Below are 12,777 nucleotides of genomic sequence, written 5' to 3'. Positions count from 1 at the left end.
AGGGCACTGTAAGGAACCTATCAAGATCTTCTTAAAAAAAGGAAGTGTGCGCATGCGAACAATCTTGTTTGAAGTTGTTCGCATGCGCACACTACTTTAGGAGCCCAGCAAAAGGTTGACTGGCGGTCGTGGGTGAATTACTTTGGTCAGCCTTGGTTAGGATCAAGTTTTTTTGCTGACTCAATCAGTTCGCGCATTTCTAATTTGATATAATCAACATTGGAGGTTGACCCAGTCAGCATATAGCGTATATTACCTTCTTTGTCCAGGATAAATTTCGAAGGTATACCGTTGATACCTAGCTTGCCTGCAAGCAGCTTTCCTGTTTCCGGATCTTTTTGATCATCAAAAATCACTTCAAAAGGGTACTGATTTTTGTCGATAAACTTGGCGACATTCTCTTTGTAGTTTTTGTCCCGCTCCCAAGTATTGACAAATATAAACTGTACATCCTTATCATTGGCATATAACTCTTGGGCGGCTCTCATTCCTGGAAATGAACGCACACAGGGCTGACACCAGGTGGCCCAAAAGTCGAGCACCACAACTTTCCCTTTTAGACTTGCCAAGCTTACTTTGTCGCCTTTTAGATTTAGCAATTCGAAATCAGGTGCTTTTTTGAATACTTTATTTCCTTTGATATGTTCACGTATATTTTTGACAAGTTCTTCTTTAAGCGTGGCATTATACTGCTCATAACCGGCTAAAGTACCATTGAGTTCACCGTACAACTTTTTTAGTTCGGGCTCGGTGTCAAATTGTCCTTTAGCATAGAGTCTGGACAGAACATTGTAAGCTTCAAGTTTACGATTTACCCCCAAAAGTGTCTTTGCATGTACCCTCGCGAGTCCATCCGCCTGTTCTGGCGCTACGGCCAGCGCCTTATCGATATACTCCAGTGCTTCCGGATACTTTCCTTGTCCAACTAAAATATTGACATAAGCCGACATGGCACTTGCATAGCCCATGGAAGCAAACTTGGCTTTGTTATCTTTCTGATCCTCGGGCAGACTAATATAATAATAAGCGTCATCCATTGCTGTCTTCAAAATGGGTGCAGCAGCGGCTGTATCGCCAGCAGCCAGTAAGGCCTGACCAGTCGGTATGTAACCATTTCCACGCCAGAAACGCTCTTTCATCTGCCCTAAATAATGGCTTGCCTTTTTTGCATCCCCATCCTTGGCAAAGGAAGTTGCCAGAGACGCCAGCACATAATCATAAGTCAATTCATCTCCCGGAAAATTTGCCACCGGCCATTTCTTGATCAACTCCAGATATGCTTTTTCCTTGGCAGCGGTTTCATCTGCTTTATAGAATACGTTCGTTACAAAAGCTTCCCTGGTAATCTTTCCTTTAGGATATTTTTTAGTTGCCACTTTTTCCAGAGCAAGCTGTTTGTCTTCTCTTTCCAGCATACGCAGTACATTGATGGCTGTACGGTACTCCTCTTCGGTACTGTATTTTTTGGATTCAGCAAATAGGGCATTCGCCAGAGAGTCCTTTCTTTCGGCGTTGCCTCCATTGGCAATCTGATAATACCGCTCCATTTTGGCACGGTCCGCCTGCTGGGCAAACACTGTTGCCGAGGCCAACAAAAGGCCTATCATCAATTTAAGTTTCATGTCTTGTCTGTTTTTTAATTAATATTTATAGGCTAAATCAATAATTTTCCCAAAACCTGTAAAGGTTTTGTCCAGCTGCTGGACTGTCCCTGTAGGGCTCACTTTAAAATAATAGACCTTCCCTTCGGTCCCGTTCCAGGTGGTCACAATCAAGCGTGGCAATCCTTCGCCATATCCATGCCGTTCAAATTTTATTTTGCTAACGGCCTCATTGGCCGGCAGCTGATATTCTACGGTATAGGTATTAGAGGTCACCTCATATCGATAAAGTTTACCATCTGCAACATAAAAGATATGTGGTGACAGGGTAGAACAGCTGAGGTCGGCCGCTTTGGTCAGTCCCGGTGCGTCCAGACGCTGTTTGGCCACATTTATCGTGGGCTCTACGGCGGTGCGTGTGGTTCTAAACTGTAACAAATAAGCGTCGGATCCATCTGTGGTACGCATAATGGCATTACGCACGGTGCTCACATTGGAAGAGTCCAGTTTAATCAGGTCCATGCCTACATTATTCATATCAAAGAGCGCAGTATTTTGCGAAGCTGGGTCGAATGCATTAAGGTTACTGGAGGTAACAGCATAGAAGCAGCGATTGAGCCGGTCAAAAACAAATACATTGTAAGTATCGGAATAGTTGACACCGGAAATATGCTGCGGGGCCAGATCGTAATCATAATTGTGGCTAGATGATTTCATCTCTGCGCCAAACTTTTTGGCTCCGGGAAATCCGCCGACCATATTGGGATACAGTTTACCACCGTTGATCAGCAGCCCGAGGTTATTGCCATTGACGCCGCCCCAGGCAATATATTCGGGCTTGATCGTTGCCGGCGGCTGAAAAAACAGGTAGGCATAATCAAAACGCTTCTGCATCGTATTCCCGTCGAGCTCGATGGCGTCGTTGGCCCCCACAATATAAAATTTCTTACCATCCTGCGCCACGCCGTCGGAAACGGACTGCGGCGATATAGTAAAGCTCCGGGGATCGGCAATAGGATAGCCGGCATTACGCCCGCTGTAGATATCATGGTACACTGTTCCATTACGCAAAATCATTGAAAGGTCTGCCCTGCCAGCCTTGTCTTCCAAGAAGATCCAGCCCTGGGTAAATAGATCCTGAACTTCCAGCTGATAAAACTGGAATACCGAAATACCGGTTTTGTTGTTCGTCACCTTATAGGTTAGTTTGTAACTTTCACCCAGCACGAAAACATCGGGTGATACGGTATAGTTCAGTGATTTGGTCCTTGCAATCAGCGTACTATCCTGTACGTAACTGGCACTTGCTGAATTGAGGTAGACAAACCATTCATACGAAAGGTCACTGGCATCTCCCTGATAGGATATCTCAGGTGACAGCGTCAATGGCTCACCCTGCCTGACAAAAATCGTCTCGTTATTTTTCTCGCCGGAGAAACTCACTTTTTCCAGTTCAGTATAACTGTAATTGCCCTCGTCCTTCGCACAAGATAAGGTAAATAATACAAGTAAGGACAGATATAGTACAGTTGATAATCTCGTTGTTTTCATGCTATTTTATTTAGGGAATAATGACACGGTTACCATGTTCATCCAACATCGGCCCATTGGCCTTTTCATATTCGTAGATACCCAATCGCGCCTGGGCCAGCATCCTGTTGCTATCCTGTGGAAACAATCCTCCCTGATTCCAATTGCTATAATTGAGCAGCTGGGTCAGAAACAGGATCTTGGTGTTGGAATAATCGCCAAACAGATTTTTCCAGTAAGAATCCCAGATACTGGGCTTTTCCAGCTTATCCGTCAAAGTGAAACGCCAGGTCAGCCTATCCAGCACCGCGGAAACACCTTTGTCATCGTAACCGGGTTTAAAATCATTGTTGGCGACAATCTTTAATTCGGCTGTCACCACACTGTCTTTGAGCCCTGCCCGGCGAAAGAATATCAGATCCACAAGACCATCCGAAGCATCTGCTGGAATAAAAGCATTTTCGAGCTTAAAATGATATCCCTCCCTCGCTGTCGAACCAGCTGTCAATGCAATGGCGACGGGACGGTCCACTGGACGGGGCAAGCCAATAATCCGAAGCGGTATCTGAACGGTATCTGTCACGATATCGCTGGACTGAAAGGCAAAGCTGTAGTTTACGCTATCAACAAGGGTACCTGAGAAGCGTTTGTCGAACGAAACTTTGGGTTCGCTGTCATCAAACATCAATTTAGCGTCCTCCTTACATCCCTGTAAGCAGCACACAAGGGCGATACCTGCCCCGATAAAAGTGAGTAATCTTTTCTTCATGATCTTTAATTCAAGCCAAATTCTATTTCATTGTCCGGTAGAGGGAAAGTATATTTTGTATTGTCCATCGTTCCGCCCACCGAATTCGGCAGGCTGTTATAATTTTTACGCTTATAGTAAAACCACAGCTGCCCTTCGGAATAGAAATCCTTCCGGTACTCTTTGAACAATTCGGTCTCAAGCAGCGCAGCGGTACTGACCGAACCTGCGGACAATGCGGGGATTAGCCGTGCTGTACGTACTTTATTGAGGTAAACCAGCGCCTGGTCAATCGTTTCGCTAGCTTCAGCGGCGATATAGTACATTTCCGAGAGCTTGATCACGGGTACCAACTTCTGGTTTACGTTGGTGACGTTGTTACCGACATAATATTTTGTGTTGTAAACTGTACTGGCGTTGAACTGATTCCAGCGGCTATTGGAGGCCTGAGGTCCACGGATATCGATGGCATGGCCTGCGACCGATACTTCGTACCAGCTATTGAGGTTGGCCAATGTGGTAAATAGGTCCTCGTTTTCGGCCGCACCGGCTTCTGTCTTAAAATAGCGGTCCGAAATAGCCTTTAAGTCAGATTTATAGACTGAAAAAATATGCTCTGTACTGAAAATTGCGTTTGAGGTCGATGAGGTTGGGCTGACCGTATTGGTGTTGCCGTTGACAAATTCAAACTTTTGACTGTCAATCACCGCTTTGGCATATTTTAATGCTTCGGCTTTATTTCCCTGATAGAGATATACCCTGGCCAACAGTGCCTTGACAGCCCACACATTCAGGCGATTCTGGCGAAACATGGTAAAGACTTCCAACGATGTATTGGAAGCATTATCCTTGATCTGGTCGATATCGGGATATACTTCCAATAAAGACTCCGCTTCTTTCAGGTCTTTCTCCACTAACCCCAAGACTTCACTGCGCGTAAGCGCTTTGCCAGGGTTGACCGTAAATGCCGTTATATAGGGAATAGCTTTGCCATCGGTGTCCGTGCCGGCAGCAGGCGCAGCCGCAAATAGACGCAAAAGATCAAAATGTAGCAGGGCGCGCGCGGCTAATGCTTCGCCCTTTATAAGCTGGTAATTCACCCCGCTAAATAGCCCTTTGTCAGCGTCAATATCCTTGAGCAGATAATTTGCTTGTGCAATAGTACTGTACTGTGTAGTCCATAAGCTGCTCAGCAAAGATTTTGCTGTTGCATCGATGTAATTGTATCTTGCCAACCGGCCATAGGCATCCGTATTGGCATTGGATTTATTTTCATAGAGCTGTGCCAGGATGTCCAAACAACCATAGGTTAGTTCTTTCCCGTAGCTATTTGCCTGAGCCATTTTCTGATAAATGCCAATCAGGGCATCCTTATAGCCCTGCTCCGACGAGAACTGCTTTTCTTCGGTAGTCTGTGTACCGGGCTGTACATCCAGCCATTTGTTGCAGGATTGAGCTAAAATGCCCAGTCCTACCATAAGCAATATAATATAAGTCCTGTTGTTGTAAATGATTTTCATCTGCGTGGCTTTTAAAAACTGGTAGATAATTGAAGCGTAAATGAACGGGCAAAAGGATAGTCAAGACCGCGTTCGCGCCGTATAGAAGACATCTGGAACACGTCATTGGAATACATGGAGATCTTCGTATTGCTCATACCCCAGCGTTTGGTAAACTGGTCTTTGAAGCGGTAAAACACCGAAACACTTTCCAATGAAAGCAGATTATCGTTCTGTACAAATCTCGACGTCGCATAGGTAGGTGTTGTAATAGCATAACCATCAGCATCAATCAATCCCTTGTAAAACACATGGTCCCCTTGTTTCATCCAGCGTTCTTCGGCTACCCTACGATCCACATTGTAAAGACGGGCATCGACATTTTCTACCCGGTCGGCAAGGGTCTGGTTATAGGCCTGTCCTCCTACACGAAAGCGGAAAAATGCGTTAAAGCCGATGCCATTGTATTCAAAATTGGTTCCAAAAGTTCCTTCCACATCACTCCGTGAATCGCCGGCTATGACCTGATCCAAGGGATTGTAGGTATTGGTTAATTTGCCATCTCTGGTCCTGAAAATCTCATAGCCTGACGCCGGATCGATACCTAGAGAAGGGACCGCCCATATGGCTGTCTGTGATTGTCCCTCGGCATATCGGGTAATCGGAAGGGAGGATAACTCTTCGTTAGCCGCCTTGTTCAGCGCTGCAATCGTGTTGGAAACCTTGGTGATCTTGGTCTTGACGGAAAAGAGGTTGACAAATACAGACCAATTGTTTCTGTTTGCCGTATTGCTCACTATATTGTAACGTGTATATAACTCCCAGCCCTTTGCTTCCAGATCGCCCATATTCTCTTTGTACTGATCGAATCCCGTTGAAGGCGCCGTGGATATACTCGCGATCGATCCTTCTGTCTTTTCGATATAGTAATTGGCCGTAAGATCAAAGCGATTAAACAAGGTTAGATCCAGACCTATATTATTCTTTTGTGTTTTTTGCCACGCCAGTGCATTATTGCCAAATCCGAGCAGATAAGTACCGATCATACCACGGTAATCGGTGGAGTTAAAGTATCGGGAAGTTGTCTTCCCATAAAATGAATCAAAATTCTGCGATCCGGTATAACCGAATGAATAGCGCAATTTAAGCCGGTCTAATCCTTTGACTCCGGCCAGAAAATGTTCTTTGTGCAGGTTCCAGCCGGCTCCGGCAGACCAAAACGGCGCAAATCTATTGTCACTTCCAAATTGGGAAGATCCGTCCAGACGGAAAGAAAAATCCAATAGATAGCGGTTGTCGTGCGAGAACGACAGGTTGGAAAATAAACCGGCCAGACGTTTTATATTTTCCGTTCCCTCAGGTCGCGTTCCGGTAGCAAATTGGAGTCCCTGACTCATATTGTCCATACTTGCGTTAGGAAAACCCACAACTTTGAACGTTTCAGTATGGTTGTCTTCCTGGCTGATATTGGCCCCCAGCGTAGCGAAAATCAGATTCTTGTCAAAGGTTTTATTGAAATTGGCTGAGAAAATCCCCTCATAGCGCTGATTTTTACCGTAACCTTTGGTGTAAGAACCTTTTTCAAAGGTTGCCACATTGGTAAATGAGGAATGTTGGGCCGGCAGAAAACGATCCGATTCATCTGCCTGGTACAAGTAGGCAAATGTTCCTTTAAATTTAAGCCAGCTGTATGCCTGCCACTCCAACGCAAAATTATTGATTATGCTATGGTAGTTTGTCTGGTCAACCAGATTCAATGCTGCATCATACAGGGGGTTGACCGGTCTTCCAATATAGTCCGTCAGGTTATCATAGCTGTCAAAGTTTGTCAGACGCTTTCCTGTCTCCTCATTGAGGATATCCTCGAGGTATACTTTATAGGATCCGTCCGGATTATAGGGCGTCCAGTAGGGATTCAGCTGCGCATATTGGCGAAATGAGCCGTAGGGCGAATTGGTTCCCTTGTTTGATACGAGGGTAAGGTCATTTTTGAATAGCAGATTTTTGTATCGATAAGCTAAAAATGTATTGCCCGTCATCGTCTGTCGCCCTGATCCTTTCATGACACCGGCATTGTTATAGTAATTGAGGTTGACACCATACTGAACTTCCTCTCTTCCTCCTTCGAGATAGAGATTATGTTTTTGTCCGATACCGGTCCGTACAGGCTGGGCCAGCCAATCCGTGTTAACACCCGATCGCACGGCCGCGAGGCGGCTGTTGTAAATAGTTTTCAGCTGTTGATCGGTGCTGTTCCAACTGTTGTTATATACGCCGGTCTGTCTTTCGAGCTCCAATTTTTCGGTAGCGTTGAGCACATCGTAACCTTTCAGATCGGGCATTTCCAGAGTCATGTTGCCTGTATAGGTGACCTGTAGCTTGCCTGATTTAGGGCGGATGGTTTCGATTACGACGACGCCATTTGCCGCACGTGAACCGTAGATGGACGTTGCCGTAGCATCTTTAAGCAAATCAATACTTTTGATCCGGGTAAGGTCGAGGTCGTTGATTCTGGAGAGCGACACCTCAAATCCGTCTAAAATAAACAGCGGTGTATTAGGGCTATTTGAATAGTTGAATGGGCTGCTTCCTGAACTGTTGGGATCGATGAGACTGTTTCCGCCACGCAACGTGACCTCTGGCAGGGCGTTGGGATTAGACCCTAGATTTAGGTTTTCAGGCATCTGAAAAGAAGGGTCCAGCGATTTTATGGCTGATAGCACGTTGTCACTGCTGACATTTTGTAACTGTTCTTTCGTAAAGGATCTGGCCGCCCCTGTGTACATTTCCTTTGGACGTTCGAAGAGCCCGGTGACCACCACATCTTCTATCCTATTTTCAAGGGTTTTGAGCACCACTCTAAACTCTGTTTTGCCTGAAAGCGGCACCTCTTGGCTGACATAGCCGATCATGGAAAACACCAATACGCTCCCCGGAGCAGTAGCCGGCAGCCCCCAATGTCCATTTTGATCCGTTGCTGTACTGCCGCTTTCCACGCGTACCTGGGGATCCTTGGCATTTTTCAACAGGACGGTCACGCCGGCAATGGGCCGGCCATTTTCGTCCAATACGATGCCTCCGATACGACGAGGTTGGTCACGTTCATTCCGGAGAGCAGTTTTTCCGGGATCCTCAAACAGCACCACACCCAGGGATGTTTCCTTAAAATTCAGGTTGGTCTGCTGAAGCATCAGTCGGAGTGTCTCCGACACGGACCGTGACTGCGTGTCCATGACCGGAGCCATATATCGGTCCACAAGCTCACTTGGATAGAAAATGGTTATCCCTGATTTATGTTCAAGTTCCTGAAGAGCCTTTTTCAATGAAAGAGATGAAGTTCCCATATGGATCTTTACCGTATTCATCCGTTGACCCAACGATTCGGGCAGTGCCATCAATTGTAAAGAGCTGGATAGCAACAAGCCGCCGATCAAATTTACTTTCATGGTAGATAGAAAGATTTTTCGATGTTTAGGGTTAAAGTGGGCAAAATAGTCCCCACTTGCAAAAAACAAGAATTTTTGCATTATTTGTATTGGGTTTAATTGTTTCACAAAAATGGATAAGCTCAGCTCCCTGTTTTGCTTCCTACGGCCAGGGAGTTTTTACATTATCATTCGTTGTTAAGTCTGTTTTTTCGTTTTCATTAGGCGTTGATACTTGAGTTAATTTTTGTTAGTTTTTATTTTTTAAGGACAGCCTGCACCCTGTATTTCATATTGTCCCTCGCCGGTTTTGTGGTAAGTCGCATTTCGGGTTGCACAGATATTCAAAAGCACCTCGTCAATCGTTTCGCTGCCCGTGAATTTTCCGCTGACAGGACAGTTTTCCAGTGTCTGGTTGGCAAAATGCAGGCGCACGCCATAACGTTTTTCCAGGCCTTTAGCTATAGTACCGAAAGGTAGTGCATCAAAAGCCATATCTTGCTGCTTCCAGTTCAGGGCAGACTGGACATTGATTTTCTCAACCGCAGGCTTTACCGCCAGTTCATCGATATCAATTTTTTGGTCTGCTGTCAATTCCGCAAATACCTGCTTTCTGTCCTCCACCCGTACTCTTCCACGTTCAACAAGAACTTCCACCTGTTTGCCTGCTCGCGGATACTTTATCGTAAATGCAGTTCCCAAAACGGTAGTTCTGACCTCACCTGTATGGATGATAAAAGGCCGCCCCTGTTTATGCTTTATATCAAAATAAGCCTCCCCTTCCAAACTAACCTCTCTTGTCTGTCCTTCAAAATTGCTGGGGTAGGTCAATTTACTTCCAGCCCGGAGTACGACACGTGAACTATCAGGCAGTAAGACGAAGCGATTGTTTCTGCCTTCCGATTTTGAAAAATTTACCTGCTGCTCCGTTACGACCGGTTCTGCGCGCATGAAAATGACGAAAGATGCCAGCAACAGGGCTGCTGCAGTAGCGACATAAGGCCAATAGGTACGTTTACGGACTGGCGGTGCGGCTATATCTTTCCAGATATTGCTTTTTATCCGCTGACCGATATCCTGTTCGGTTTCACCGGGCTTAAGGGGCCAGACGGCCTCTTCTTCCTGCTGTTGACGATACCAGGATAGCAAACGTTCTTTTTCCTCCACAGAAATAGTTCCCTGAAGATATTTATCGATTAACTGCTGCAAATTACTATTGTCCATGAAGTCGTCCATTAATTATTAGTACCGCATGTCTATGGGTACCCCTATATTGAAATTGATTTTTTTTAAAGAAAAAATAAAAAGATAAAACCAACCTTGCGGAGCTGTACACGAAGTACTTTTAATGCCCGGGTAATATTGGCCTCTACCGCCTTTTCAGAAATCTGGAGTTCTGCGGCGATCTCACGGTTGGAATAGTGCTCATCACGGCTCAGCTGAAAGACCAGCTTACAGCGCTCTGGCAAGCTGTCAACAACACCATGCAGATATTCCTGCAAAAAGCGGGCGTCAATCGTATTCTGGTCCTGCTGAAAGGCATCCTGAGACATTTCAGCGCTCAGGATTTCCTCGCGGCGCCGGGCACGCTGTAATGCCTTAAAGGTGGAAAATTTGACCGCGGTAGCTAAATAATGAGAAAGAGACACAATCTTCACCGACTCACGCCTATTCCATAAGGATACAAATACCTCCTGTACAATTTCCTCTGCAGTATCCTTATCTTTGGTCAACGTAAACGCGATGGCCAGAAGCTTTTTCCAATAAAAATCATATATATCTGCAAAAGCCTGTCTATCACCCTGCTGTAAAGAGACAACCCATTGCTTTTCTAGATCTTCCACATCCATATCCGCCGTATTTTTAATGTTAGGTCATTGTGAAACTGGTCAAATATACAAATTGCAAGAATATAATCTACCTATTTAATAGATTTTATTTTTCAAAGATATTCTGTCAATTGTATTACACTCACCTAAACTTACGATTACTTTCAAGAAAAAAACAATTGTGCCCGTAATTTTAGTAAATATCTGACAAAAACCGTCAAATAACCGAAAAATATCAAAAATAAATTCATTTTAATAACAAATTCCAAATATATTTCGATCATCTACGCTGCTTCCTACACCACTGGCGCGCATTATATACGGCTCGGTAATGAACATTGATCTTTTATCTACGCATTTCGGGTAATGATTGCTGCGCACAAAAACGCCAAGCTCCTCCCTTCCAATTGGAAGGGTTAACATAAAAATATTGGATGACAGAACACAAAACAGAAGAAGATAGGAAGCAAACAATTACTGTACAAAGAAACAGCCACCAACTCCTCATTGGTGGCTGCTTTGTGATGGCCGCAGGGCACTTTTTATTGGACTTGTACATCCAATAATTTCAACCATCCGGCGCTGGTAAGATCACCATTGACCGCAAGCTTTATTCCCGGCTGATCACCATTTGTCGTATCGACAATAGCTACGGCCCAGGTATATTTTCCTGCGGGTACACCCACGTTAACTTTCAGCTCATACGATGTAGGATTATTTTTGAGCCAGGTAGATGGCTCTCCATTGTCATCCACAAAAACTTTTTTCACATTGCTGTCTTCATCCAATAATGCAAAAGCTACTTTATATTTATAGTTCCATTGGGGGATATTATTAGGGAAATAACCCCAGCCCATATTTCTCCAACGATGGGTAATGGTCGTTTCTGTTCCGGCGTTTACTTTTTCCGGTAAATACACCCGGTCGGGATATAAACGATAGCCCCCTTCGGAAATGAAGCGCTGACACAAAGAGAAAGACTTGGTAAACCAGCTTTCAATCTCGCCGATGCGGAAATCCATCATATTCACACCTGCCTCTAGTGAAGCATCAAATTCACCCTGCCTCACATCTTCGGGATGACCCTCTCTGTATTTTCCGCTCGGATCGATCCAGTAGCGGTGCGTGCCTGTTGTGATCCAGCCGCCCTCCATGATAATCGGACGTTTAAAATTCCAGGCTTTGGCAAAATTTTTCTCCCAACTTTGGTAATAAGCCGTCATCCCAAAAGCGTCCTGACGCAAGCTGTAGCCTTTGTTAATCATTTTATTCAACAGCTTCTCGGAATTGGGGTTGGGTGCTCCGTCTCCCGCAGGGTCGCCGACTACACGATGGTAATTGATCAGTAAAGGCACCTTGGTAAAATTTTTTGTATAAACATCGGAAATCCAGTCGATGACTTCTTCCTTAATCACTTCAATATTCTGACCAGAAGGGTGATCTAAGTCCTCATAAATGACACTGTGTCCCTCTCCCCATAGCCCGAGTCCATACGCGTCAATAAACGAAGTTTTATTTAGATCGTTAAAGTCCTTTGCCAGCTCTTCAATCAGTTTTGTATAGTACTTTCTAAAAATAGGGTCTTGTAATACTGGTGTTTTTCTGTCTGGGTATGATGTATTGGCAATGTAATACTTGGCGCCTGCATCAAACACAAACTGTGGCGTATTTGCCCCTTGGTCCCGACCATCAACGACGATGCGGAAAGCAATCGGCAATCCTTTCTCTTGTGCACCTTTGATCATTTTGTATAAGGCTGTACCCGGATCTCTCCAGGCATACACGCCATCTGCAGGATTAAAGGTGCGCCAGCTGGTACGAATATAGCAGGCAGAAGCATAATCAATGGCTTTGACGGTCTTACCCAAATCAGGCACGTAAAACTGCGTGTCCCAATAGGATGGCGTGCCGGACGCAGAAGCGTACATGACCCAGCCGTTCAACGGGTTGCGAAAGATGGAACTTCTGTTGTAACTGGGTTTCACCAAGGTGCCCTGTATGTCCTTTTCTTGGTCAGTATCGCTTTTCTTACAGGCAACCGCTAAAAGACACAATACGACAGCGATTGTTTTAAGACAGGCTATTTTATATTTTATATTTTTCACTTTTAGAAATGTTAAAGTTAATTTATGCTCTTTTTTACAC

The 12,777-nt window shown here is 45.0% G+C and carries 8 protein-coding genes; all 8 read right to left on the bottom strand.

The genetic code is table 11. From position 1 onward, the window contains the following. Nucleotides 1–146 precede the first annotated feature (146 nt). The 8 genes from FGL37_RS13450 to FGL37_RS13415 all read right to left on the bottom strand — a co-directional run bounded on the left by FGL37_RS13450 (nucleotide 147) and on the right by FGL37_RS13415 (nucleotide 12,737). Nucleotides 147–1,622: a TlpA family protein disulfide reductase gene (locus FGL37_RS13450; RefSeq protein ID WP_051607350.1), complete on the bottom strand. Its 1,476-nt coding sequence runs from the start codon at nucleotides 1,620–1,622 to the stop codon at nucleotides 147–149. 18 nt (nucleotides 1,623–1,640) lie between these two features. Then, nucleotides 1,641–3,152 (bottom strand): PKD-like family lipoprotein, encoded by a 1,512-nt coding sequence (locus tag FGL37_RS13445; RefSeq protein WP_028072220.1) that lies wholly within the window; start codon nucleotides 3,150–3,152, stop codon nucleotides 1,641–1,643. A gap of 10 nt (nucleotides 3,153–3,162) precedes the next feature. Beyond that, on the bottom strand, nucleotides 3,163–3,900 hold the full coding sequence (locus tag FGL37_RS13440; protein WP_028072221.1) for a DUF4843 domain-containing protein: 738 nt from the start codon (nucleotides 3,898–3,900) through the stop codon (nucleotides 3,163–3,165). Between the two features lie 5 nt (nucleotides 3,901–3,905). Then, nucleotides 3,906–5,399 carry a RagB/SusD family nutrient uptake outer membrane protein gene (locus FGL37_RS13435; RefSeq protein WP_028072222.1) on the bottom strand — a complete coding sequence of 498 codons (1,494 nt, stop codon included), beginning with the start codon at nucleotides 5,397–5,399 and terminating at the stop codon, nucleotides 3,906–3,908. A gap of 11 nt (nucleotides 5,400–5,410) precedes the next feature. Further along, on the bottom strand, nucleotides 5,411–8,824 hold the full coding sequence (locus FGL37_RS13430; RefSeq protein ID WP_028072223.1) for a SusC/RagA family TonB-linked outer membrane protein: 3,414 nt from the start codon (nucleotides 8,822–8,824) through the stop codon (nucleotides 5,411–5,413). A 243-nt stretch (nucleotides 8,825–9,067) separates the two neighbouring features. Beyond that, nucleotides 9,068–10,027 carry a FecR family protein gene (locus tag FGL37_RS13425; protein WP_028072224.1) on the bottom strand — a complete coding sequence of 320 codons (960 nt, stop codon included), beginning with the start codon at nucleotides 10,025–10,027 and terminating at the stop codon, nucleotides 9,068–9,070. 65 nt (nucleotides 10,028–10,092) lie between these two features. Next, complete coding sequence (locus FGL37_RS13420; RefSeq protein ID WP_028072225.1) at nucleotides 10,093–10,653, bottom strand: RNA polymerase sigma-70 factor; 561 nt, start codon at nucleotides 10,651–10,653, stop codon at nucleotides 10,093–10,095. A gap of 521 nt (nucleotides 10,654–11,174) precedes the next feature. Beyond that, complete coding sequence (locus FGL37_RS13415; RefSeq protein ID WP_232048694.1) at nucleotides 11,175–12,737, bottom strand: DUF4832 domain-containing protein; 1,563 nt, start codon at nucleotides 12,735–12,737, stop codon at nucleotides 11,175–11,177. Nucleotides 12,738–12,777 lie beyond the last annotated feature (40 nt).

It is taken from the genome of Sphingobacterium thalpophilum (assembly GCF_901482695.1).
Classification (GTDB): Bacteria; Bacteroidota; Bacteroidia; order Sphingobacteriales; family Sphingobacteriaceae; genus Sphingobacterium; species Sphingobacterium thalpophilum.
This window is presented reverse-complemented; position numbering and strand designations above follow the sequence as displayed.